Here is a 25,072-nt window from a genome sequence, read left to right as displayed (position 1 = left end):
TTACTTGCGTAACGCGCTGTGGCTCAGACGCGCTTGCTGGCGGGCTCGGTGGAGGGCTGGAACTGGTTGATCATCCGCAGCGCCTCCAGCATCCGCTGGTTGAAGCTGGTGAAGCGATCGACCTGCGCCGGTTCCTCTTCTCCTCTCGCGGCCAGCACGGCCGGGGTCAATGCCTGTTGTTGGGCTGGGGGCAGTAGGCTATCCGCCTGTTTCTGCACCTGATCCAGCTTGGGCAGGTAGTCGGCAAACGGCTTGATCAGATCCTGCAGGGAGTGCGCCCCCTGATAGGTCTGGCTCAGCTTGACGCTCTGTTTGAGCTTGAGAGAGTAGGAGGCCAACTGGCTGTCATCCAGTTTCAGCTCGCCCGCCTTGTCCAGCAGATCCTCGAAGTTGCCGGAGAAGAAGCTCCCCGCCAGCTCATCGATTCCTTTGACCAGCTTGCCGATGGACTCCATCTCGTCGCTGCTGAGATCCCCCTCCAGCGAGAAGCTGAAGCTCTGGCTCGATTTGAGGCTGAACTGGCTGCCGCTCTCGCTGCTCTGGGACTTGGTCTGCCAGCTGTCGTTGAAGCGCAGCACCACCTTGTCGCCATCCTTGGTCTGGATCTCCAGATACCCCTGCTGGCGACTAGCCATCTCGGCCTGTCCCATGTCGGTCGGAGAAACCTTGCCGAAGAACTCCTTCTCGAACTCCTCGAGCCCTTTCTGGATCAGCTTGTAGCTCTGATCGATACCGGTTTTGATATCGTCGTTGTCAGTCGCCCACTTGCCGAGCTGTTTCTTCGCCTCGTCAAAGCCCTTGTCGACCCCCTTGCGGGCCTGCTCCATCATCCCGGTCAGGTCGTCGTCGGATTTGCCATCGGCCCGCGCGGCACCGAGCCGCCCGGTCACGAACTGCAGCACGTTGTCCGCCACCGACTGGAAGTCGAACAGGGTCTCCGGGGTGATCTCCTCGGGCTCTTTCACCTTCGGAGCCTGATAGCCCTGGCCGTTGATCTCCAGCGAGAACTGCAACGCCTGCTGAATCAGCACCTGCGCCCACTTGGGCGGCTTGTGCAAGGAGACCGCCTCCTCGCTCTTGACCTGTTTCTGCTCCGCCTGTTGCGGCGATTTGGGAGAAACGCCCACTCCCTTGGGTTGGGCTGCGCCCACGCCTTCGATCTGCATAATGTGTCCTCCCACCATGCCTGTAGATCAGCTATCGGCCTGACTGAACACTTCTTGACCACAAAATGCTGGACAATCTGCGGCTGGCTTTTAAAATCGGGCCCCTTTGGGTGGCCTGTTGCCTTCCCCCGATTTCGACCCGGCCCGGCCGGTGTGCATGTGAGGTATTTATGACCCAGTCCCAACAGCCTTCCGCGAACGCTCCGGCGCCTAGAACCGCGGCCGACTATCAGGCCCAACTCGACGAAAAGCGCGCTCGCCTCACCGAGCTGTTTGCCGGCTTCACCCTCCCGGCGCTGGAAGTGCACAGCTCGCCGGCGGAGTACTACCGGATGCGCGCCGAATTTCGCATCTGGCACGAAGGGGATGACCTCTTCCACTGCATGTATGCCCCGGCGACCAAAGAGATCATCAAGATAGACCACTTCCCCACCGCCAGCCGCCTCATCAACCAGTTGATGCCGCTGCTGCTGGAGGGGCTGCGCCCACACCCTGTGCTGCGCCGCAAGCTGTTCCAGACCGACTACCTCTCCACCCAGTCCGGCCAGATCATTGTCAGCCTGCTCTATCACCGCAAGCTGGAGGCCGAATGGCAACAAGCCGCCGAAGCGCTGCAGGCAGATCTGCGCGCCAAGGGGTTCGAGCTACAGCTGATTGGCCGCGCCCACAAGCAGAAGATCTGTCTGGGGGATGACTTCGTCATCGAACAGCTCAACGTGGCGGGTCGCCAGCTCATCTACAAGCAGGTGGAGAACAGCTTCACCCAGCCCAACGCCGCCATCAACGAGCAGATGCTGGCCTGGGCGCTGGATGTGACCAAGGGGAGCGAAGGGGACCTGCTGGAGCTCTATTGCGGCAACGGCAACTTCTCCATCGCGCTGGCGCAGAACTTCCGCAAGGTGCTGGCCACCGAAATCGCCAAGCCGAGCGTCGACTCCGCCCAGTTCAACATCGCCGCCAACGGCGTCGACAACCTGATCATCCTGCGCATGTCAGCCGAGGAGTTCACCATGGCGATGCGTGGCGAGCGGGAGTTCAACCGCCTCAAGGGGGTCGATCTCAAGAGCTACCAGTGCAACACCATCTTCGTCGACCCGCCCCGCGCCGGTCTCGATGATGCCACCGTCAAGCTGGTGCAGGAGTACGACAACATCCTCTACATCTCCTGCAACCCAGAGACCCTGCAGGCCAACATGGCGGTATTGGGCGAGACCCACGAGATCGCCCGTTTCGCCCTGTTCGACCAGTTCCCCTGGACCCATCACATGGAAGCCGGGGTCTATCTGCGCCGCAAGGCCGGTTGATTCAGGCAGACAGGAAAACAACAACAGGGCCGGATGGCCCTGTTTTGTTATTGACTGAACACCGGCCTCACTCCAGCCGGAAGTGACCTACGATCTCCCGCAGCCGGTCGTAGGTCTGCTGCATCGCCGCAGAGCTGGCGACCGTCGCTTCGCCATTGTGGGTCAGCTGGCGGATCACTTCAGCGATGGCGCTCATGTTGCGATTGATCTCTTCGGCCACCGCGCTCTGCTGCTCCGCCGCCGTGGCGATATGGCTGATGAGATCGTTGATCTCCACCACTTCTCCCGCCATCAGATCCAGCGACTCGTTGACCCTGGTGGTGTTCTCGGCAGCGCCCTGACAGCTCTGCTTGGTGTTGCCCATGGCATCCACCACAGTCCGGGTGCCCCGCTGCAGACTGGCCAGCATGGTCTGGATCTCGGCTGTGCTCTGCTGGGTACGGGCCGCGAGGGAACGCACTTCGTCTGCCACCACCGCAAAGCCACGCCCCTGTTCACCAGCGCGGGCCGCCTCGATGGCGGCGTTGAGGGCCAGCAGGTTGGTCTGTTCGGCAATGCTGCCGATCACCCCCAGCACAGAGCCAATCTGCTGCACATCCTGCTGCATCGCCTCGATGGAGCGGGCAGTGGTTTCCACTTCGTCCACCAGCGCCATCACGCTGGCCATGGCCTGATCCACCACCTGACGGGACTGGCTTGCCAGCTGCTGGCTCTGGCTGGTGAGCTGGGCGGTGCTGGCCGCACTCTCGGAGACGGAGACCGCGGTGCGGCTCATCTCGTTGATGGCGGTCACCACCTGCTCGGTCTCGCGTACATGGTCCGCCAGCAGAGACTGGGCGGCGCCGGTCTGGCTGGCCAGCCCCTCGATACCGCTGTTAAGCTGGCCGCTCGCCTGCCGCACCTCCCCCATCATCTCCTGCAGCCGCTCGATAAAGCGGTTGATCCCGGCCGAGATCTGACCGAGGTCATCCTTGCTGGTTACCGCCAGCCGGCGAGTGAGATCGCCGCTGCCACGGGAGAGCTCCAGCACCAGATCCCGCAGCGAGAGGATGGGGCGATATGCCACATTGAGCGCCAGCATCGCCAGCACCATCACCACGATCGCCACGCCGCACAGCGCCATGATGATCTGGCCGTTGAGAGCCCGGGTCATGGCCCGGATGTAGTCAAGATCGATGTAGCCGGTCAGGGTCCAGCTGCTGCCACGAATATCCAGCTGGTTGGGGCGCGCCTCGCTCTCCCCCTGCGGTTTGCTGCTGTAGAGCTCATTGCCCTGGCCGTCGGCCAGCGAGAAGTAGCGCCCCTCGCCGCTCATCTTCTCCAGCAGGCTTTTGAACTCGCTCATGTCGAGGTAGTAGAGATAGGCGGAATCGGCACCGCGCGGCACCAGAATGGTGATGACCGGCTTGCCATCCACCTGTTGCAGCGGGCTGACGGTGATCTGGTTGTTGGCTGCGGGGATCAGCTTGCGCAGGGCATCGACCTTGGCGTTGTCGTTGATGACCCCGCTCACGTCGAATGCCATGTCGCCGATCACCTTGACGATGTTGTGAAAGCCGGTCTCTTGCAGGGTCTTCTTGACGTTGGTCACCCCGAAGTTGAGGTTGGCGGCCAACAGGATTTTCTGATTGATGTCGCTGGCCAGCTTCTCTTTGACCAGGGTTATCTGCTCGGTGATGTTGTGGGTGGCCTGAGTGCGAATGTAGCCACTGATGAAGTGATTCACGCTGAGCCCGGCGGTGCCGATGGTGACCAGAATGGCCAGTAGCAGCAAGAGGTAAATCTTGACCTTGAATGGCATGGGTTCCCTCCAGAAGAGAGGGCTGGCAACGCCAACCCTCCCTGCCAATCGTTATTTCTTCTTGGCGTACTTCATGGAGTCCAAGGCCACCGCCAGAATGATGATGCCGCCCTTGATGATGAACTGCCAGTAAGGGCTGACGCCGATATAGGTCAAGCCATAGTTGATCAGGGTGAAGATAAGTACGCCGGTAATCACACCCGCGACCGTTCCCACCCCGCCAGCGAACGACACGCCGCCCACCACGCACGCCGCGATGGCATCCAGCTCGTACATGAAGCCGAGGTTGTTGGTGGCGCTACCGATCCGGCCCGCTTCCAGCATGCCGCCGAAGGCGTAGAAGACCCCTGCCAGCGCATAGATCATCACCAGATTGACCGCCACGTTGACGCCGGAGACCTTGGCTGCCTCGGGGTTGCCACCGATGGCGAAGATGTTTTTGCCAAAGCGGGTCTTGTTCCACAGCACCCAGACAAAGACGCTGGCGATGGCCGCATAGAAGGTGAGATAGGAGAGCTTGAATCCTCCTATCCGGATAAACCCTTGGGCGAAGCTGGAGAAGCGGGGATCAAACCCGGCCACCGGCGAGGCCCCTACCGAGTCAAAGTAGAGGGAGTTGATACCGTAGACGATGATCATGGTGCCCAGGGTGGTAATAAACGGGGTAACGTTCAGGTAGGCCACAATGAGACCGTTGACCAGACCAATCAGGGCACCCACCACACACACCAGCAGGATCACCGCAGGAATGGGCACCTCCCCCAGCGTCGGGAACACCTTGTTGACGTTGGTCAGGGCCTGCAACATGGTTGCCGCGATGAGTGCAGCCAAACCGACCTGACGACCGGCCGAGAGATCCGTCCCCTGGGTGATGATGATGCCCGCCACCCCCAGCGCTATGATGACCCGCACCGAGGACTGGGTCAGGATGTTGCTGAAGTTGGTGAGGCTCAGGAAGGAGGGCTCCTGGATCACGATGACCATGAGCAGCACCAGCAGCACCAAATAGATGGCGTTTTCCTTGAGCGCCTGCATCAGATTGAAATTTTTAGCCGACTCCATAAATGTCTTCCTGTCTCTAGAGGTACAGAGATGCCAGGCGCAGTATCTCGCTCTGGTCAGTTTCTTTGGTATTGACGATCCCGGCGACCCGGCCATTGCTCATCACCATGATGCGGTCGGTGATCCCCAGCAATTCCGGCATCTCTGACGAGATGATGATGATCCCCTTGTCCTTCTTCGCCAGCTCCAGGATGAGCTGGTAGATCTCGAACTTGGCCCCGACGTCGATGCCGCGGGTGGGCTCGTCGAGCATCAGGATCTCCGGCTGGGTCAGCAGCCAGCGACCGATGATCACCTTCTGCTGGTTGCCCCCGGAGAGGGAACCGATCTGGGTCTGCTGGGTCGGCGTCTTGACCCGCATGGAGTCGATCACCCACTGGGTATCGCTCTTCATCTTGTTGTCGCTGAGCAGCCCCATGGAGCCCTTGTAGCTGTCCATGTTGGCGATCAGGGAGTTGAAGGCGATATCGAGCCGGGAGTAGATACCGGTGGAGCGGCGCTCTTCCGTCACCAGCGCAAAGCCGTTGCGGATCGCTTCGTGGGCGTTGTGGTTGGCTACCTCTTTGCCGTGCAGCTTGATGCTGCCCTGACTGCGATCACGAATACCGAACAGGGTCTCGACGATGTCGGTGCGCTTGGCCCCCACCAATCCGGCAATGCCGAGGATCTCCCCCTTGTGCAGGTTGAAAGTCACATCCTGAATGGAGGGCTGGTTCTTCGCCGTCAGGTGTTCGATCTCGAGGATCACCTCTTTCGGCTGGTTGGTCTTTTCCGGGAAACGCTGGGTCAGTTCACGGCCGACCATCATGCCGATGATCTGATCCATGGTCATGCCCTTGAGCGGCTGGGTTGCCACCCACTGGCCATCCCGCAATATGGTGATCTCGTCACAGAGCTGGAAGATCTCCTCCATCTTGTGAGAGATGTAGACGATGCCGCACCCCTTCTCCTTCAACTTGTTGATGATCTTGAAGAGGTGGTTCACCTCTTTCTCGGTCAGGGAGGAGGTGGGTTCGTCCATGATGACGATCTTGGCGTCGTAGGAGAACGCCTTGGCGATCTCGATCATCTGCATCTGGGAGACCGACAGGGTCGCGACCTTCACCTTGGGGTCGATGTCGATATCCAGCTCATCGAAGATGCGCTTGGTGTCGTCATACATCTTGCCGTGGTCGATAAACCACCCCTTGGTGGGGTAGCGGCCGAGCCACATGTTGTCCATCACGGTACGCTGCAACACCAGGTTGAGCTCCTGATGCACCATGGAGACGCCATTCTCCAGCGCCTCTTTGGAGGAGGTGAAGTTGATCTCCTGCCCCTTGAAGAAGATCTTGCCCTGATCCTTCTCGTAAATGCCGAACAGGCACTTGAGCAGTGTGGATTTTCCCGCTCCGTTCTCGCCCATCAACGCATGCACAGAATGAGGACGGACCCGTAAATTGACATTATCGAGTGCCTTGACGCCGGGAAAGCTCTTACTGACGTCAATCATCTCCAACAGCCATTCTGATTGTTGCTGTGTTGTCATATCAGCCATCACATCTGGTTGAAAAAAGGGCAAGGGGATCTCCCTTGCCCTGAAGGAGGGAATTACTCGAATTGGGACAGGTTGTCTTTATCCACACCGACGTAGGCAACACGTACTACCTTGTCGACGATATTCCACTTGGTGCCTTCACCGGCCGGTTTGCCTTCAGCCAGGTTCTTGGTCAGCTCGAAGGTGGCTTTGGCCTGGTTGGCCGCATCGTTCAGCACGGTACCCGCCATAGCACCGCTCTTGACCATGGCCAACGCTTCCGGCAGCGCATCGACGCCGAATACCGGAATGGCAGTCTTGCCCTGGGCTTTCAGTGACTCGACTGCACCCATTGCCATGCCGTCGTTGTTGGCGATGACCACTTCGATCTTGTTGGCGTTGGGGCCGGAGATCCAGGCGTCCATCTTGTCTTTCGCCATGGCGGTATCCCACATACCGGTATCCATGTGCAGTTGTTCAGTCTTGACGCCACCATCGTTCAGGGTCTTGACCACGTAGGAGGTGCGCGCTTCAGCATCCGGGTGGCCCGGCTCCCCTTTCAGCAGCACGAACTGGATCACGCCATCCTTGTTCAGATCCCACTCCGGATGGGCTTTCCAGTGTTTGGCAATCAGCTGACCCTGGATGATCCCTGACTCCTTGGAGTCGGTGCCCACGTAGTAGGCCTTGTCGTAGCTGGCCAGATCGGTAGCGCTCGGCTCCTTGTTGTAGAAGACCACCGGGATATCTTCGCCACGGGCTTTCTCGATCACCACCGGGGCCGCAGCGGGGTCAACCAGGTTGATGGCCAGCGCCTTCACCCCTTTGGCCAGCAGCACGTCGATCTGGTCGTTCTGCTTGGACTGGTCGTTCTGGGAGTCGTTCATCAGCAGTTCCACCCCCGGAGTGGCTGCCGCCTCCTTCTCGATGGCCTTGCGCACGACCGCCATGAAGTTGTCGTCGTATTTGTAGACGGTTACCCCGATACGAGTGTCAGCCTGGGCATTGGCTCCAGCCATCATGCCCATCAGCAGGGCGGCAACTGTGGTCAGTTTTTTCATTATGTGTGCTCCGATGTGTCTATCTGTGTTGTAGGGTGGCGAGCAATTGAGCAAGCGCCAATCAATGTAATCAGTTTGTTGTCATTTCTTCTGTGATCATGACGACAAAATGAAAACGTTTACACTCTGTTACATTGAAACTTTATATTTATTTTTCAAATACATATAAATAAAAATCAGATTTGAGACTCAATCTTTCCCACAGCATTGAGGCTAGTCGTTACTGGTCTGTTGTCAAAATGGCACACAGGCTCGACAGTCGCCTCAATAGCTGGCTTAACAGAGAGTGCAGCCCCAACGGTAACGACGCTCGAGCAGTTGATACTCGGGACGCACGCTCTGGCTCCAGGAGTCATCCCCGCCCACCCCCATATGGGCGCCATCGAGACAGACCCACAGCCCTGCTTCAGCCACCAGATCGCTCTGGTGACGGGCGGCGGCCAGCTGTTGCTGACTGAAGCGGCTGGCACTGAAATGGAAGCTGCCGTTCACCGTCGTGCTGCCCAGCTGCAACTGGCGGGTATCGCAGCGCAAGCCGTTGTCACTCGGGAAAACATAAGGGGTGTGCATGGCCTCCAGCGGCAGACTCCAGCGCCCCAGATCGGCGCCCAGCAGGCGATCCGGATAGTTTTCGTGGGGGCCGCGTCCCAGCCATTCGGCTCGCGCCGGTACCTCGGCCAGATGAAGTAGCAGGCCAATCCGGGGCAGCGAAGGCAGCACCTGTGCCAGCTCGGTCTCTATCTCCAGGCTCATGGCGCCATCGTCGGTAAAGCGGTGATGCCAGTGACTCACCAGCAGCAGCTCATCGTGGTGGAAGTAACCATGGCTGACCCGGATATCCCCTCCAGCGACCGCAATCCCCAGACAACGGTGCTGCCACTGACCGAGACCACACACCTGCCAGCGAGCAATCCAGGAGCTAGGGTCGGCGTGATCCGCTTCGCTGGTGCCGATGTCGTTGTCGAGTGGCGCCCGGTAGAAGTGATCCATGATCGGCGCCAGCAACTGCTCCTGCCCCGATTTTTGCCAACTGGTGATGCGACCGCTCTGCTTGTCGAGCCGCCACTGACTGTTTGCGGTGGTGACCATCCAGCTATCCGGCTGCTCGCTCAGGGTAGCGGCAGCAACGGGCGCAGGCAGAGCAAGGGGAGTCGGCAGGGTGAACTGCTGACGGGCGACCTTGTGATCTGCCTGCGACCAGGGGGTGGCCTGGGGCTGAACGATGGCCAGATCTAGCCAGGCCAGTGAGCCTGCCGTAAAGGGAGGCAGCCTCTCGCTCAGGGTCAACTCGACCACCCCTTGCGGCTCCAGCATGAGGGAAACCTCCCCCTGCTGCTGCACATGGCCGTTCTCACACAGCTGCCAGCAAAGCCGCTCGTTATCGGTGGAGCGGAACAGGTATTCACTCTCGATCCGCACCCGCAGCGGGGTGTGCTCAAGCAGGCTGAAGCGGAACGGCTGCTGGGCACGTTTTGCCTCGAACAGGGTGGGATGGGGGGTGCGATCCGGGAACAGCAGGCCGTTGCAGCAGAACTGACGATCGTTTTGCACATCACCGAAGTCGCCGCCATAGCCCCAGTAGTGGCGACCATCGGCGGTGTATTTGTCGAGCCCCTGATCGACCCAATCCCAGACAAACCCGCCTTGCAGGCGTGGATGATCGCGAAACGCCTGCCAATAGTGGCCGTAGCCCCCGAGACTGTTGCCCATGGCGTGGGCATATTCGCAGAGGATCAGCGGTCGGTGCTCGCCGGGCAGGCCGATCCACTTGGCCAGCGCCCACTTGGGCACCGCCGGGAAGGGCTGATCCTGATGGGTTCTGGCATACATGGGGCAGATGATGTCGGTCGCCGGAGTGTCGGCCCCGCCCCCCTCGTACTGCACCGGACGGCTCGGGTCACTGCGCTTGATCCAGCCATACATGGCATCGTGGGCCGGGCCGTAACCCGACTCGTTGCCGAGCGACCAGATGATGATGGAGGGGTGGTTGAAATCCCGTGCCACCATGCGGGTCGCCCGCTCCAGAAAGGCGTTGCTCCAGGCGGGATCCCGCGCCAGCCGCCCCATGGGGGTCATGCCGTGGGTCTCCAGATTCGCCTCATCCACCACATAGAGACCGAGCCGATCGCAGAGGCGATAGAAGTCGGGGTGGTTGGGATAGTGGGAACAGCGCACCGCATTGAAGTTGTGCCGCTTCATCAGCAGCAGATCCCGCTCCATGGTGGCGCGATCAATGGCATAACCCTTGGCAGGGTGATGCTCGTGACGGTTGGCACCGCGAACAAGCAGCGGCTGCCCGTTGACCCGCAGCAGGCCGCCACGGATCTCCACCACCCGAAAGCCCACATCGCACGCCTCGCTCTCGATGGCCAGGCCCTGTTCGTCCAGCAGGGTCAGGGTGAAGCGATAGAGATGGGGCGTCTCGGCGCTCCACTTGCGAGGCGCAGCCACGTCGAGCCAGAACTCGGCGCGATCGTCGTAAGCCCCTTTCTCATCAATGGCTTGGGTGCCGATCGGCTGGAGCCGGGTCGCGACCCGCTCACCACCGTCATAGAGATTGGCCTCCACCGACAGAGCGGCCCCATTGGCGACCTGCAGTGCAATCTTGAGACGGCCATCCCGATAGCAGGCATCCAGCTCGGGGGTCACCCGCATATCCATCAGATGGCGGGACGGTTTGTGCAGCAGGCTGACGGAGCGGAAGATCCCCGACAGCCACCACATATCCTGATCTTCCAGATAGGAGCCGTCGGACCAGCGCAGTACCAGCACCGCCAACCGGTTGCGACCGGCTTGCAGATAAGGAGTCAAATCAAACTCGGCGGGCAGCCGGCTGTCCTGGGAGTAGCCGACCCAGCGGCCGTTGCAGAACAGGTGGAAGGCGCTGCTCACCCCGTCAAAGATGATCCGGCTCTGTCCACTTTCCAGCCAGTCGGCGGGCAGTTCGAACTCGCGGGAGTAGCAGCCGGTAGGATTCTCTGCTGGCACTCGGGGCGGATCGCAAGGAAAGGGGTACTTGATATTGGTATAGATGGGGCCATCGGTGGGCGGCCGCGCGGCCGGATAGGCGGCATCCAGCTGCCAGTTGCCCGGCACCGTAATGGGGCAAGCATCCACCAGATCCTGCGCCAGCCAGCTCTCGGGCACCAATTCGGGAGCGGCAAAGAAGGAGAAGCGCCACTCGCCATCGAGCAAGAGGCGGGAGGAAGAGGCCAGCTCCCCCCTGGCATCCGCTTCGCTGCGCCAGCTGAACATGGGGGTATGGGCAGCCAGACGATTTACCGACGTAATGGCCTGAGTCTGCCAATCCTGACGCGCCACTATCTCCCTGAGCATTCACTCTCTCCCTGCTGATTGGAAAACGTATTCAGTCTAGAGAAGTATGACGCAGGGAACGGCGATCTCGCTCACACAGATGTAAACGATTACACTAATTTTGTTAAGTAAAGCGGAGTAAAAATGATTAAAAATAGGTAAAACAATAACTGTGCAAGAAACGGCCCCGAACAGGGCCGTAAAAGGGAGCTATCCGGCCCGAACCGGTGCCACCGAGTGGCGATTGATCAGGGTGGGGGTATAGATCCTGCTCTGGGTCGCGTCACTCTCTCCCGCCGCCAGCTGAATGGCCAGCTTGGCCGCCTGGGCCGCCATCAACTCGATGGGATAGCGCATGGTGGAGAGCTTGGGCCTCAGGTATCTGGCATAGATGATGTCATCGAAGCCCACCACCGAAACCTCCTCCGGCACTCGCAGGCCGTTGTCCGCCAGCACTGAGATGGCGCCCGCCGCCATGGCATCGTTATAGGCCACCACGGCGGTCACCTTGAGCCCCTTGGCCAGCAGGTTGAGCATGGCGCGCTCGCCCCCCTCCTCGTTCGGGGTGCCACTCTCGATAAGCTCGGGATCGGCTGCCAGACCGGCTTCCATCAGCCCATCCTGATACCCCTGCAGACGCAAGGTGGCATCCTCGATGGCGTGATCCGAGCTGATAAAGGCGATATGGCGGTGACCCAGTTCGATCAGGTGGCGAGTCGCCGTAGCCGCCCCCAGCCGGTTGTTGAGAGCGATGCAGCGTCCCTTGAGGGCCGGAATATCGCGGTTGATCAGTACCATACCGGGCACCCGCATGGCGTAATCGTAAAGTTCCTCGCCGCTCAGCGCCTTGCTGTGCACCACCAGCGCCTCACAGCGCTTGCCGATCAGCAGCTCGATCGCTTCACGCTCCTGACGCGCCTTGTGAAAACCGTTACCCATCAGCAGGTGGAGGTTCTGCTCGACGGCGATGCCGGAGACCCCCTTCACCAGTGCACCGAAGAAGGGATCGGCCACGTCACCGACCACTACCCCCATGGTGTCGCAAGTCTGGCTCACCAGTGCCCGCGCGTTGGCGTTGGGGGTGTAGCCCAGTTCAGCCATGGCCTTCTGCACCACTTCGCGAGACGCGGCGCTGGCCTTGGGGGAGTTGTTCATCACCCGTGAAACCGTTGCCACTGACACATTGGCCAAACGGGCGACATCCTTGATGGTGCTCATGCTGTTTTCACTTCTTTCACTGTGCAATAGAGCGCCATTATACCCAGCAAACCCATTGAAAACAGGGGTGAAACGTATATCTGCCGTCAGGATGACCATAAAAACAGTGTAATCGTTTACACTGTTTTGCAAGCAAGCTCACAGTTTGGTCGCCACACCCTCGGCTAGACTGCTTCCAGACACTTTTCAGTGGAGAGCAAGATGAACGTTCTGGTCACCGGCGGTTGCGGATATATCGGCAGCCACACCTGTCTGGCCCTGCAAGCGGCAGGCATGAATCCCGTGGTGGTCGACAACCTCTGCAACAGCAAGCGCAGCGTGTTGACTCGAGTCGCCGCCATCAGCGGCCAGCAACCCCTGTTCTATCAAGGAGATATTCGCGATGCCGCCCTGCTGGACCGGATCTTCGCCGAACAGCAGATCGATGCAGTGATCCACTTTGCCGCCCTCAAGGCGGTCGGTGAGTCGACTCGCATTCCACTGGATTACTACGAGAACAACCTCGGCGGCACCCTCACTCTGCTGCAGGCGATGAAACGGGCCGGGGTGCACAATCTGGTGTTCAGCTCCTCGGCCACCGTCTACGGCGATCCCGCCAGCCTGCCGATCCGCGAGGATTTCCCGCGCAGCGCCACCAACCCCTACGGTCGCTCCAAGCTGATCATCGAGGAGATCCTCGAGGATCTGCAGCTGGCCGAGCCCCACTGGAACATGACCCTGCTGCGCTACTTCAATCCGGTCGGCGCCCACGAATCGGGCACCATGGGTGAAGACCCGCAGGGGATCCCCAACAATCTCATGCCATTTTTAACCCAGGTGGCCATTGGCCGTCGCGACTGCCTGTCGGTCTTTGGAAACGATTACCCCACCCCGGACGGCACCGGTGTACGCGACTACATCCACGTGATGGATCTCGCCGAGGGGCACGTCAAGGCGCTGCAACACTGCGCCGGCAAGGGTGGCGTGCACACCTACAACCTGGGCACAGGTCAGGGCCAGAGCGTGTTGCAGCTGGTCGCCGCTTTTTCTGCTGCCTGTGGCAAGCCACTGCCATTTCGCATCGAACCGCGTCGCCCGGGCGATATCGCCGCCTGCTGGGCCGATCCGGCCAAGGCCGAGCGCGAACTGGGCTGGCGGGCGACCCGCAACATCGACGCCATGTGCGCCGATAGCTGGCGCTGGCAATCCGCCAATCCGAACGGTTACGAGGAGTAGGCCTGCCTGCTCCCTGTTAATAGACGACCCTATTTTTCAATACCTTATTCAGGAGAGATGATGTTCAACCCCGTCGATCATCCCCATCGCCGCTTCAATCCGCTGACCGGCCAGTATGTGCTTGTCTCCCCCCACCGGGCCAAACGCCCCTGGCAGGGACAGGTGGAGAAGGTGAGTCAGGCCCCCAAACAGGCCCACGATCCCGACTGTTTCCTCTGCGCGGGCAATACGCGGGTCACCGGTGACATCAACCCCGACTACCAGGGCACCTTTGTTTTTACCAACGACTTCGCCGCCCTGATGCAGGATACCCCGGCCGCCGATAGCGCCAGCGATCCCCTGCTGAAACTGGAGGCAGCCCGCGGCACCAGCCGGGTCATCTGCTTCTCGCCGGATCACGGCAAGACCCTGCCCGAGCTGCCGCTACCCGCCATCGAAGGGGTGATCACCACCTGGATGGATCAGGTCGCCGAGCTGTCAGCCCAGTGGGAGTGGGTGCAGGTCTTTGAAAACAAAGGGGCCGTCATGGGCTGCTCCAACCCGCACCCCCACGGCCAGATCTGGGGCAGCAACTTCCTGCCCAACGAAATCGCCCGCGAAGAGCAGCACCAGCGCGACTGGCTAGCCGAGCATGGCCGCCCCATGCTGCTGGAATACGTGGAGCGGGAGCTGGCGGATCGCTCGCGCATCGTGGTGGAGAGCGAGCACTGGCTCGCCGTCGTCCCCTTCTGGGCCGCCTGGCCGTTCGAAACCCTGCTGCTGCCCAAGGCGCATGTCCCCTCCATTCTCAACCTGACCAAGGCCCAGCAACAGGATCTGGCGGTGGCGCTCAAGGAGCTCACCAGCCGCTACGACAACCTGTTCGAGTGCAGCTTCCCCTACTCCATGGGCTGGCACTTTGCACCGCCCAAATCGGATTGCCCCGAGGCGTGGCAGCTACACGCCCACTTCTATCCGCCCCTGCTGCGCTCCGCCACCGTGCGCAAATTTATGGTCGGCTTCGAGATGCTGGCCGAAACCCAGCGTGACCTTACCCCCGAGCAGGCTGCCGAGCGGCTGCGTGCTCTGAGCCCCATTCACTACAACCAGACCAGCCACACCGATGAGGAGGCCCTATGACCCCCAGCCAACGCGTCAGCACCGTTTTTGCCGAGCAATTTGCCAAAGCGCCCGATCTGCTGGTGCGCGCCCCCGGTCGCGTCAACCTCATCGGTGAACATACCGACTACAACGACGGCTTCGTGCTGCCCTGCGCCATCGACTACGAGACCTGCGTTGCCATCGGCCTGCGCGATGACCGACAAGTGCAGGTGATCGCCGCCGACTACGACAACCAGCGCGACCTGTTCGACCTCGACCAGCCCATCGAGCACCACCCCAGCCAGCGCTGGAGCGACTACATCCGCGGCGTGGTGAAGTATCTGCAGGAGCGCGGCCATGCTCTGCGCGGCCTCGATCTGGTGGTCTCCGGCAACGTGCCGCAGGGGGCGGGGCTCTCCTCCTCTGCCTCGCTGGAAGTAGCCATCGGTCAGGCCTTCAAAGAGGCGCTGGGGCTAGACATCAGCCAGGCCGAGATCGCCCTCAACGGCCAGCAGGCGGAGAACAAGTTCGTCGGCTGCAACTGCGGCATCATGGATCAGATGATCTCCGCCAGCGGCAAAACGGATCATGCCCTGCTGCTCGACTGCCGCTCGCTGGAGACCCGCCTCATCCCCATGCCGGCGGATCTGGCGGTGCTGATCGTCAACTCCAATGTGCGCCGCGGTCTGGTGGACAGCGAATACAACACCCGTCGCCAGCAGTGCGAAGCGGCCGCCCGTCACTACGGGGTCAAGGCGCTGCGCGACCTCGATCTGGCCGGACTGGAAGCGCGCAAGGCCGGGCTGGATGATGCTTGCTATCGTCGTGCCCGCCACATCGTTGGGGAAAATGCCCGCACTCTGGCGGCCGCCGATGCGCTGGCGAGCCACGATCTGACCCGTCTCGGCGAGCTGATGGCCCAGTCGCACGCCGCCATGCGCGATGACTTCGAGATCACAGTGCCCGCCATCGACGGTCTGGTGGAGATCATCAAGGCCAGGATCGGCACAGATGGCGGCGTGCGGATGACAGGTGGCGGCTTCGGCGGCTGCGTGGTCGCCCTGCTGCGCCCGGAGAAGGTGGCCGAGGTGATCGCTGCCGTCGAGGCAGAGTATCCGGCCATCTCGGGCCTCAAGGCCGACTGCTACGTCTGCTCTGCCAGCGCCGGTGCAGGCAAGCTATGAGCAGCGCCATGACGCCATTCGAACTGGAAAACGAGGAGGGGCTGCGCCTGCGCGGCCTCGACTTCGGCGCTACCCTCACCTCCCTCACCCTGCCGGTGGCGGGCAAACGGCGCGAAGTGCTGCTGGGTTGTGCCGACGACGCCTATCCCGCCCAACAGGTGTGGCTGGGCGCGGTGGCGGGACGTTTTGCCAACCGCATCGGCGGTGCCGAGCTGGTGCGTGATGGACAGCACTGGCCGCTGAATGCCAATCAGGCACCCAACTGCCTGCATGGCGGGCAGGCGGGCTTTCATCGCCAGCGGTGGCAAATCAAGGAACTGGAGGCGGATCGTGTCAAGCTGGCGTTGCTCTCCCGGGCGGGGGATCAGGGCTTTCCCGGCAATCTGCGGGTCACCCTGGAGTACCGGCTGGAGCAGAGCGATCTGGTGGTGGATTTCATCGCCAGCACGGATGCAGCGACCCCGGTCAGCCTCACCAGCCACGCTTACTTCAATCTCGATGGGCAAACCGATGGTGGCGATGTGCGTGACCACCTCATCAGCATCAATGCCGACCACTTCCTGCCGACCGACCCGAGCGGTTTGCCGATCACCATCACTCCGGTGGAGGGGCCATTCGATCTGCGCCAAGAGCGCCTTGTCGGGCAGGATTGGCTGAGTCATCCCCAGCAGCAACAAGCCAAGGGGTACGATCATGCCTTTGTGCTCAGCGGCCCAACGCAAGTGTGGGCTGCTCGCGTGGTATCAGGGGACAGGCAACTGGCGATGGAGGTCTATACCAACCAGCCCTCGCTACAGTTCTACACCGGAAACTGGCTGGCCAATACCCCGAACCGCAGCGGCCAGTCGCACCGGGATCACGACGGCTTCTGTCTTGAGGCGCAACAGCTACCGGACAGCCCCAATCGCCTCGAGCTGGGCAACCCCTGGCTGCTGCCGGGCGGGCGTTATCACCACCAGACCCGCTACCGCTTTATCCGCGACTAACTTAAAGAATTCATGATTTTTACATAGCCTCAGCAGTCACAATCGAGCAAGATATGCCGCCCCGAGACCCTTTCGGGGCGTTTTTACATCAACGAAGTTAAGGATTGTTTGTTCGATGACTGACACTTATAGCCTGCTGGTCGCCTTTATTCTGGGCGTCGTCGAGGGGCTGACCGAGTTCCTCCCCGTCTCCTCCACCGGCCACATGATTATCGTCGGCCATCTGCTGGGCTTTGAAGGGCCCAAGGCTGCCACTTTCGAAGTGGTGATCCAGCTTGGCTCCATCCTCGCCGTGGTCGCCGTCTTCTGGCGCCGCCTGTTTGGCCTGATTGGCATCCACTTTGGCCAGAAGCCGTCCCGGGATCACGCCACCCTGTCGCTGGTGCATGTCATCCTCGGCATGATGCCCGCCATCGTGGTCGGCCTGGCCATCCACAGCTGGATCAAGGCCAACCTGTTTGGTCCACAGACCGTCATGTACGCGCTGGTCGCGGGGGGCATCCTGCTGATCATCGCCGAGAAGTTCCGCCCGGCCGTCACAGCCGAAACCCTGGATGACATCAGCTACAAGCAGGCGTTCGGCATCGGTCTGTTCCAGTGTCTCGCCCTGTGGCCCGGCTTCTCCCGCTCCGGCGCCACCATCAGTGGTGGCATGCTGATGGGGATCAGCCGTCACGCAGCCGCCGAGTTCTCCTTCATCATGGCAGTGCCCATGATGGTGGCGGCCAGTGGGCTGGATCTCTACAAGAGCCGCGATTTCCTCTCGATGGCCGACTTCCCGATGTTTGCAGTGGGCTTTATCACCGCCTTCGTGGTAGCGATGTTTGCGATCAAGACCTTCCTGACATTGATCCGCCGCATCGACTTTATCCCGTTCGCCATCTACCGCTTTATCGTGGCATTCGCCGTCTATCTGGTGTTTGTCGCCTGATCGGCAGCCTGCAATCAAATGACAAAAGGGACCAACTTGGTCCCTTTTTCTATGGCGTCATGGTGCTTAGTAGAGGTGCTGGCTGATGCCGTTCAGCAGCCGCGACAGCCCCTTGGTGAACTGCACCGGCGCATCCTGCACCGTGTAGCAGAGGCAGCCATCTGGCGTATGCGGACTGTGGGAGTGGCTGGCATCGCGCCAGATGAAATCTCCCGCCTTGTAAAGGGTATCGCCATCCTGAATATTGCCAGCCAGCAGCAGGGTCAGCTCATAACCCTGATGGGTGTGCTCGGGGATGCGGCCGCCCGCTTCGATATGGAGCAAACTGGCGCGCGCGCCCATCTCATCCAGCGGCAGACTCTGCTGACGAATGGCCCCGATATGGCGCCACTTGGGCGAACGATAGCGGGCCAGCACCCGTGGCAAACGGTAGGCGTGACCGGCTACCTCCAACTCGCTGGGCTGGGCTCGGGGCTGGTCATGTGTTGGCTCGGAGAGGGGCTCTGCCAGCGGCTGGGCCAGAATATCCGCCAGCATGGCGTCGAATCCGGCGTCCAGTCCCACTTCATCGCGGGAGTCCAGCTCGGGCTCTGCTGGCGAGGCAAGATATTGCTGCGCCAGCTCCTCTTCGAATGTCTTTAGTCGGGCAGCACAATCGGGGCAGAGTTCACAGTGAGCGGAGAGCCCCACCGCCAGCGGCAGAGGGAGCTCGTCGGCGGCGAAGGCGCGCAGCATAGGGTCGGTCGGATGGGCTTTAATCATGGCCTTGCTCCACTTGCTCTTTCAATTTCTGTAACGCCAGTCTGAGGCGGGATTTGATAGTACCGAGCGGCACGCCGAGTCGCTCCGCCAGCTCCTGCTGGGAGAACTCCTGCAGATAGATGCCACGCACCACCTGCTGTTGCGGCTCCGGCAAGGTGCCCAGATAGTGGGCCATCTGACGAGTCAGCACCGCATCCTCACCCCCGCTCAGATGCTCCTCTTCGGCCTGAAACTCCAGCACCGGCCACAGCTCCTCGGCACAGAGATCCTCCTTGCTGGCGCGACGACGGCGCAGCATATCGAAGCACTGGTTGCGCATCACGGTATAGATCCAGGTGGTCGGCGCCCCCTTCTCGGGGTGGTAGAGGCGTGCCTTCTGCCACACCAGCAGCATGGTCTCCTGCACCAGCTCCATGGCGTTGGCCTCGCTGCCGAGGTGACGCAGGCCATAGCTGCGAATGCGCGGCGCAAAGTGTTGGAACAGGCAGGCAAAAGCAGCCTTGTCGGCCTGCTCTGCCACCCTGATCAGCAGAGATTTGAGATCGCCATCCGGGTTATCCATCACGGGCGAGGTCCTGCGTATGGTCGAGTGTGGTTGGCCAGTATATGCCATTGCGCCATCCCTTTGGTGTGCTGTCGAACATGCTGTGGTGATGACTTGTACGGCGCTGCGGCGCTGGCGGATCAGCGGGTCAGAAAAAATCAGTGACTGGCCACCAGTACCCCCTTGAGCAGGGCGATGGCGGGCTGATTGTCGGCGGCGGCCAGCAGCAGTTGTTTCTGTTCAGGGGGGATCGGCAACACCTCCAGCCAGCGCTGGGCCACCCAGTTGCCATCGTCCCAGCGGGGGGCGGGATAGAGGGCGGCGTAGTCGGGATAGTCGGCAAACACCTCCCGCAGCGCCTCGACCAGCGGTTGCTGATCGGGATGGAGCCGGCGGGGCGGCCAGGCCGTCAGCGGCGTCACCTCGCCGATACGCAGGCCATCCTGCTCCTGCCACAGATCCTCTATCTGCACCCGCTCCATCCCCTGCACCGTGATCCCCAGCATGCCGTCCGGCAGCCGGTCGAAATCGATGATGGTGACCCGGGTGGCGATGGGCAGCATGTTGCGCAGGGCGTCGGGCTGACGAGGGTCCACCATGCAGAGGGCAAAGCCGGACTCCCCCGCCTCGGCGATCATCCGCTGGTATCTCGGTTCGAAGATCCGCAGCGGCATGATGCCGCCGGGCAGCAGGTGGGCAGATAGGGGAAACAGCGCCAGTCGCATCGCAAACTCCTCGGTTGGGAACCTCTGTTGATACGCCGGGCCAGAGGGAGGAGATCATTCCCGTCATCGGAAAGGAAAAACCCTTAACAATCAGGGGAAAATAGCCTGGACAAGCCGCTTCGATATGCAGTAGAAATGGATAAGCACCGTAATTTCCGCCCAATATTCTGGAATATGGCGCCAAACGCAGTGAAATATCCGCCCGACAGCGAGCGGCGGGTCATCCCTATAGTTTTCTCGAGCCGATGCGGGTAAAATTCACGCCCTTATATATCAGTCATTTTTCGACGCGCAACCTTGGTGGTCAGTTATGAAAGAGCATATTCATCATCTACTTGAACAAACGGTAGCCAATCTCAAGTCAGCAGGCGTCCTGCCGGCGGACCTGGAAGCCCGCGTGCAAGTAGACCGATGCAAGGAAAAAGCTCACGGCGACCTGGCTACCAACCTGGCCATGCTGCTGGCCAAACCGGCCCGCAAGAATCCCCGTGAGCTGGCGGCTGCCATCATCGAGCACCTGCCCGCCTCCGACCTGATCGCCAAGGTCGAGATCGCCGGTCCCGGCTTCATCAACTTCTTCTTCGACCAGCGCTGGCTGGCCGGTCAGGTCGAGGCCATGGTGACCTCTGCCAACGCCAACGTACGGTTGCCCGCGCCACAAACCGTGGTGGTGGACTACTCCGCCCCCAACGTGGCCAAAGAGATGGCGGTGCACCACATCCGCTCCACCGTACTCGGTGACGTGGCTGCGCGCGCGCTGGAATTCCTCGGCCACAAAGTGATCCGTGCCAACCACATCGGTGACTGGGGTACCCAGTTCGGCATGCTGATCGCCTATCTGGAGAAGATGTCCAACGAGCACGCCAGCGACATGGCACTCAAGGATCTGGAAGCCTTCTACACCCAGGCCAAGCGTTGCTACGACGAAGACGAAGCCTTCGCCGAGCGCGCCCGTAACTACGTGGTCAAGCTGCAGGGCGGCGACGAGTACTGCCGCACCATGTGGAAGAAGCTGGTCGACATGACCATGGAACAGAACCAGATCAACTACGACCGCCTGAATGTCTCCCTGACCAACAAGGACATCATGGGCGAGTCCATGTACAACGACATGCTGCCGGAGATCGTTGCGGACCTGAAAGCCAAGGGGCTGGCGGTCGAAAGCGAAGGCGCTACCGTTGTCTTCCTGGACGAGTTCAAGAACAAGGATGGCGAGGCCATGGGCGTCATCATCCAGAAGAGCGATGGCGGTTTCCTCTACACCACCACCGACATCGCCTGTGCCAAATACCGTTATGAAACCCTGGGCGCCGACCGTGTCATGTACTTCATCGACTCCCGTCAGCACCAACACCTGATGCAGGCCTGGACCATCACCCGCAAGGCGGGCTATGTGCCGGAATCCGTCCCGCTCGAGCACCACGCCTTCGGCATGATGCTGGGCAAGGATGGTCGTCCCTACAAGACCCGTTCCGGTGGCACCGTCAAGCTGGTTGACCTGCTGAACGAAGCGGAAGAGCGCGCCGCAGCCCTGCTGGAGAGCCGCAACAGCGACCTCTCTGCCGAAGAGAAGGCCAACGTGGTCAACGCCATCGCCATGGGCGCGGTCAAGTATGCGGATCTCTCCAAGAACCGCACTACCGACTACATCTTCGACTGGGATCTGATGCTGTCGTTTGAAGGCAACACTGCCCCTTACCTGCAGTACGCCTACACCCGTATCCAGTCCATCTTCCGCAAGGCCAACATCGATGCCGAGACGCTGACCGGCAACGTGACCCTGAACGAAGAGGCCGAAGAGGTGCTGGCCCAGAAGCTGATCCAGTTCTCCGACGCGGTCAACGGCGTGGCAGACAAGGGCATGCCGCACCTGCTCTGTACATACCTGTACGAGTTGTCCGGCAACTTCATGACCTTCTATGAAGCCTGCCCGATCAACAAGGATGGCGTGGACGAAGCAACCCGTCAGAGCCGTCTGCTGCTGTGCGCCGCCACCGCCAAGGTGCTGAAACTGGGCCTCGGCGTACTGGGCATCCATACCCTGGAGCGCATGTAATAGATGGCAACCCGGGATTATGTCGGCAGCCGCCCGCGACGTCGGGCGGGTGGCCGCAATACCAAGAAAGCGGCCCCTCGCCGCTTTCCTGTTATTCCAGTGCTGCTGGTCGTGGCACTGCTGGCAGGCTTTGGTGGCTTCCTTTACATGATCAATGGCAAGGGCAACGATGCCCCCACCATTGAGGAGCAGGTAAAAGCCAACAAGCCAAAAGCGCAGAATAACGGGCTGCCTCAGGAGAAGTGGAGCTACATCGAACGGCTTGAGAACAAGCAGGTCGATATCATAGAGCCGCCTACCCAGCCGGGTGTGCTGCCGCCACCACCGGCAGATACCATGACCCTGCAACCGGAGAAACTGCCGCAACCGGTGCCGACCGACATTCCCCAACCGGGAACGCCCATCGGCCAGCCCAAGCCCTATCAGCCCAATCCGGCGACCACCCCTTCCACCTCGGGTGCACCGGTTGCCAGCGCGCAAGAGCAGGTGATCGACCGCAAGGCCGAACGGGAACGGATGGAGCGGGAGATCCGTGCCGAGCTGGAACGGGAGCGGGCCGAAGCGGCCAAGGCCAAAGCGGCCACCCCGCCAGCCCAGACCGCAGCCGCCGACAGCGGTCGCTATATGATGCAGTGCGCCGCCCTGCGCTCGCAGGATTCCGCAGAGTCGCTCAAGGCGCGTATCGCCTTCACCGCCGGCCTCTCTTCCAGCCTGCAGGTGATCAATGGCGCCAACGGTACCGTCTACAAGGTGATGGTCGGCCCCTTCAACGGCAAGGCGGCCGCCGACGCAGCCAACAGCAAGCTGCAGAGCTCCGGCATCAGCGGCTGCATTCCCAAGAAAGGGTAATCCGCTTACCGATGACGCAGGGCCGGGTGGCAACACCCGGCCCTGTTCTTTTGGTGCCACTCGCACCCACGCTGTTTGCTCCCCCCGTTTATCCCGACCAAAGGCAGGGTTGAAAAGCCCGTTTGCCATCCCCATCTTTCTTGCCATGCACAGTCAGGCCGTCATTCGGCTCAAGCGAGGTAAGTAAAGTGACTACCATAGTTTCAGTTCGCCGCAACGGTCAGGTCGTCATCGGTGGCGATGGCCAGGTCTCTCTTGGCAACACCGTCATGAAGGGCAACGCCCGCAAGGTTCATCGTCTCTATAACGGCAAGGTGCTGGCCGGTTTCGCTGGCGGTACCGCCGATGCCTTCACCCTGCTCGAACGTTTCGAAGCAAAACTGCAGGCCCATCAGGGTAATCTGGAGCGCGCCGCCGTGGCGCTGGCCAAAGATTGGCGCACTGATCGCGCCCTGCGCCGTCTCGAAGCGCTGCTGGCCGTGGCCGACGAACACAAATCCTTCATCATCACCGGCAACGGTGACGTGGTGCAGCCGGAGCACGATCTCATCGCCATCGGCAGCGGCGGCAACTTCGCCCAGTCCGCCGCCATCGCGCTGCTGGAAAACACCGAGCTGGATGCCAGGACCATTGTCGAGAAGTCCCTCAAGATTGCGGGTGACATCTGCGTATTCACCAACGGCAACCACACCATCGAAGTGCTGGACTACGCCGCCAAATAAGGCCGCCAGCCAAACCCAATTTCCCAAGGGGCGGGCACTGCCCGCCCCGGATACAGGAACACCATCATGTCCGAGATGACCCCGAGAGAAATCGTCCACGAGCTGGATCGTCACATCATTGGTCAGGCCGATGCCAAGCGCGCCGTTGCCGTTGCCCTGCGCAATCGCTGGCGCCGGATGCAGCTCAACGAAGAGATGCGCCATGAAGTGACCCCGAAAAACATCCTGATGATCGGCCCGACCGGTGTCGGCAAGACCGAAATCGCCCGTCGTCTGGCCAAGCTGGCCAACGCCCCCTTCATCAAGGTGGAAGCGACCAAGTTCACCGAAGTGGGCTATGTCGGCAAGGAAGTGGACAGCATCATCCGCGATCTGACCGATGCAGCCATCAAGCTGGTGCGCGAAACCGAGATGGAGAAGATGAAATACCGCGCCGAGGAAGCCGCCGAAGAGCGCATCCTCGACGCCCTGCTGCCCAACCCGCGCAACACCTGGGGTGAGGAAGAGAAAGCCGACAACTCCAACACCCGCCAGATCTTCCGCAAGAAACTGCGGGAAGGTCAGCTGGATGACAAGGAGATCGAGCTGGAACTCTCCGCCTCCCCGATGGGCGTCGAAATCATGACCCCGCCGGGCATGGAAGAGATGGCCAACCAGCTGCAGGGGCTGTTCCAGAATCTGGGCCAGAACCAGAAGAAGAAGCGCAAGATCAAGGTCAAAGAGGCCATGAAGGCGCTGATCGAAGAGGAAGCAGCCCGTCTGGTCAATCCGGAAGAGCTGAAGCAGAAAGCCATCGCTGCGGTCGAGAACAACGGCATCGTCTTCCTCGACGAGATCGACAAGATCTGCAAGCGTGGCGAGAGCTCGGGCCCCGATGTCTCCCGTGAAGGGGTACAGCGCGACCTGCTGCCGCTGGTCGAGGGCTGCACCGTCAACACCAAGCACGGCATGGTCAAGACCGACCACATCCTGTTTGTCGCCTCCGGCGCCTTCCAAATCGCCAAGCCGTCCGATCTCATCCCCGAGCTGCAGGGCCGTCTGCCGATCCGCGTCGAGCTGACCGCCCTGACCACAGATGACTTCGAGCGCATCCTGACCGAACCGAACGCCTCCCTGACCGATCAGTACAAGGCGCTGATGGCCACCGAAGGGGTCAACATCGAGTTCACTCAGGATGGTATCCGCCGTCTGGCCGAAGCGGCCTGGCAGGTCAACGAGCGTACCGAGAACATCGGTGCCCGCCGTCTGCACACCGTGATGGAACGCCTGATGGAAGATATCTCCTACGACGCCTCCGAGAAGTCCGGTGAGACCTTCGTCATCAACACCGACTACGTCAACGCCCACCTCGGCAAGCTGATTGAAGACGAGGATCTGAGCCGCTTTATTCTGTAAACGCGCCCCTCCCGATAAAACGCCTCCCTTCGCGGAGGCGTTTTTATTTCTCCACCACCTCTGTCATCTGCCCGGATTCTGGCCCACACCTGCGGCAACCAGTTCAATCCCAAGCCGTTTCCAAACTTCCCCTTGCCAACGCCCGCCGTTTTTTCATCCCCGCTGAAATCTGCTCAAAAA

General features: G+C 60.9%; 20 protein-coding genes. 10 read left to right on the top strand and 10 right to left on the bottom strand.

Annotated features, from left to right (window positions below):
• Positions 1–23 precede the first annotated feature (23 nt).
• Positions 24–1,166, bottom strand: coding sequence for a DUF5610 domain-containing protein (locus ACTG20_RS02565; protein ID WP_194494844.1), 1,143 nt, complete (start codon positions 1,164–1,166; stop codon positions 24–26).
• 170 nt (positions 1,167–1,336) lie between these two features.
• Here ACTG20_RS02565 and trmA point away from each other — a divergent pair, with 170 nt between their 5' ends.
• Positions 1,337–2,470: a tRNA (uridine(54)-C5)-methyltransferase TrmA gene (gene trmA, locus ACTG20_RS02560; RefSeq protein WP_194494845.1), complete on the top strand. Its 1,134-nt coding sequence runs from the start codon at positions 1,337–1,339 to the stop codon at positions 2,468–2,470.
• Positions 2,471–2,537: 67 nt separating this feature from the next.
• Here trmA and ACTG20_RS02555 read toward each other — a convergent pair whose 3' ends face one another.
• The 6 genes from ACTG20_RS02555 to ACTG20_RS02530 form a co-directional block, all read right to left on the bottom strand.
• Positions 2,538–4,271, bottom strand: a complete 1,734-nt coding sequence (locus ACTG20_RS02555; protein ID WP_194494846.1) for a methyl-accepting chemotaxis protein — start codon at positions 4,269–4,271, stop codon at positions 2,538–2,540.
• 51 nt (positions 4,272–4,322) lie between these two features.
• Complete coding sequence (mglC, locus tag ACTG20_RS02550; protein WP_005342585.1) at positions 4,323–5,333, bottom strand: galactose/methyl galactoside ABC transporter permease MglC; 1,011 nt, start codon at positions 5,331–5,333, stop codon at positions 4,323–4,325.
• Between the two features lie 16 nt (positions 5,334–5,349).
• A complete protein-coding gene (gene mglA / locus ACTG20_RS02545; RefSeq protein ID WP_041234376.1) occupies positions 5,350–6,870 on the bottom strand; it encodes a galactose/methyl galactoside ABC transporter ATP-binding protein MglA in 1,521 nt (506 codons plus the stop codon).
• A gap of 53 nt (positions 6,871–6,923) precedes the next feature.
• Positions 6,924–7,910, bottom strand: a complete 987-nt coding sequence (gene mglB / locus ACTG20_RS02540; RefSeq protein ID WP_005340747.1) for a galactose/glucose ABC transporter substrate-binding protein MglB — start codon at positions 7,908–7,910, stop codon at positions 6,924–6,926.
• 276 nt (positions 7,911–8,186) lie between these two features.
• On the bottom strand, positions 8,187–11,246 hold the full coding sequence (locus ACTG20_RS02535; RefSeq protein ID WP_194494847.1) for a beta-galactosidase: 3,060 nt from the start codon (positions 11,244–11,246) through the stop codon (positions 8,187–8,189).
• Positions 11,247–11,435: 189 nt separating this feature from the next.
• Positions 11,436–12,443 carry a substrate-binding domain-containing protein gene (locus tag ACTG20_RS02530; protein ID WP_194494848.1) on the bottom strand — a complete coding sequence of 336 codons (1,008 nt, stop codon included), beginning with the start codon at positions 12,441–12,443 and terminating at the stop codon, positions 11,436–11,438.
• Between the two features lie 201 nt (positions 12,444–12,644).
• Here ACTG20_RS02530 and galE point away from each other — a divergent pair, with 201 nt between their 5' ends.
• From galE to bacA, 5 genes are all read left to right on the top strand, one after another.
• Positions 12,645–13,658, top strand: coding sequence for a UDP-glucose 4-epimerase GalE (gene galE / locus ACTG20_RS02525; protein ID WP_194494849.1), 1,014 nt, complete (start codon positions 12,645–12,647; stop codon positions 13,656–13,658).
• Between the two features lie 60 nt (positions 13,659–13,718).
• Positions 13,719–14,777, top strand: a complete 1,059-nt coding sequence (locus ACTG20_RS02520) for a UDP-glucose--hexose-1-phosphate uridylyltransferase (protein ID WP_194494885.1) — start codon at positions 13,719–13,721, stop codon at positions 14,775–14,777.
• Complete coding sequence (gene galK / locus ACTG20_RS02515) at positions 14,774–15,922, top strand: galactokinase (RefSeq protein WP_194494850.1); 1,149 nt, start codon at positions 14,774–14,776, stop codon at positions 15,920–15,922. The genes ACTG20_RS02520 and galK overlap by 4 nt, the downstream gene beginning before the upstream one ends.
• Positions 15,919–16,908, top strand: coding sequence for a galactose-1-epimerase (gene galM / locus ACTG20_RS02510; protein ID WP_194494851.1), 990 nt, complete (start codon positions 15,919–15,921; stop codon positions 16,906–16,908). Before galK ends, galM begins: the two co-directional genes overlap by 4 nt.
• A 115-nt stretch (positions 16,909–17,023) precedes the next feature.
• Positions 17,024–17,839 carry an undecaprenyl-diphosphate phosphatase gene (gene bacA / locus ACTG20_RS02505; RefSeq protein WP_005355537.1) on the top strand — a complete coding sequence of 272 codons (816 nt, stop codon included), beginning with the start codon at positions 17,024–17,026 and terminating at the stop codon, positions 17,837–17,839.
• Between the two features lie 66 nt (positions 17,840–17,905).
• On the opposite strand, the gene ACTG20_RS02500 is transcribed toward bacA, so the two are convergent.
• The 3 genes from ACTG20_RS02500 to ACTG20_RS02490 form a co-directional block, all read right to left on the bottom strand.
• On the bottom strand, positions 17,906–18,601 hold the full coding sequence (locus ACTG20_RS02500; protein ID WP_224969248.1) for a ChrR family anti-sigma-E factor: 696 nt from the start codon (positions 18,599–18,601) through the stop codon (positions 17,906–17,908).
• Positions 18,594–19,163, bottom strand: coding sequence for a sigma-70 family RNA polymerase sigma factor (locus ACTG20_RS02495; RefSeq protein ID WP_224970146.1), 570 nt, complete (start codon positions 19,161–19,163; stop codon positions 18,594–18,596). The genes ACTG20_RS02500 and ACTG20_RS02495 overlap by 8 nt, the downstream gene beginning before the upstream one ends.
• 140 nt (positions 19,164–19,303) lie before the next feature.
• Positions 19,304–19,870: an LON peptidase substrate-binding domain-containing protein gene (locus ACTG20_RS02490; protein WP_075116190.1), complete on the bottom strand. Its 567-nt coding sequence runs from the start codon at positions 19,868–19,870 to the stop codon at positions 19,304–19,306.
• 310 nt (positions 19,871–20,180) lie between these two features.
• On the opposite strand from ACTG20_RS02490, the gene argS reads away from it, so the two are divergent.
• From argS to hslU, 4 genes are all read left to right on the top strand, one after another.
• Positions 20,181–21,926, top strand: coding sequence for an arginine--tRNA ligase (gene argS / locus ACTG20_RS02485; protein WP_005355547.1), 1,746 nt, complete (start codon positions 20,181–20,183; stop codon positions 21,924–21,926).
• A 3-nt stretch (positions 21,927–21,929) separates the two neighbouring features.
• A complete protein-coding gene (locus ACTG20_RS02480) occupies positions 21,930–22,775 on the top strand; it encodes an SPOR domain-containing protein (protein WP_005340771.1) in 846 nt (281 codons plus the stop codon).
• A 188-nt stretch (positions 22,776–22,963) separates the two neighbouring features.
• Complete coding sequence (hslV, locus tag ACTG20_RS02475) at positions 22,964–23,497, top strand: ATP-dependent protease subunit HslV (protein WP_005342555.1); 534 nt, start codon at positions 22,964–22,966, stop codon at positions 23,495–23,497.
• Positions 23,498–23,563: 66 nt separating this feature from the next.
• Complete coding sequence (gene hslU / locus ACTG20_RS02470) at positions 23,564–24,892, top strand: HslU--HslV peptidase ATPase subunit (RefSeq protein ID WP_064339134.1); 1,329 nt, start codon at positions 23,564–23,566, stop codon at positions 24,890–24,892.
• Positions 24,893–25,072 lie beyond the last annotated feature (180 nt).

The sequence above is a fragment of the Aeromonas sp. 84A genome, from assembly GCF_051919345.1.
GTDB lineage: Bacteria > Pseudomonadota > Gammaproteobacteria > Enterobacterales > Aeromonadaceae > Aeromonas > Aeromonas veronii.
Note: the sequence above shows the minus strand (reverse complement) of the source record. Positions and strands in the feature narration are given on the sequence as shown.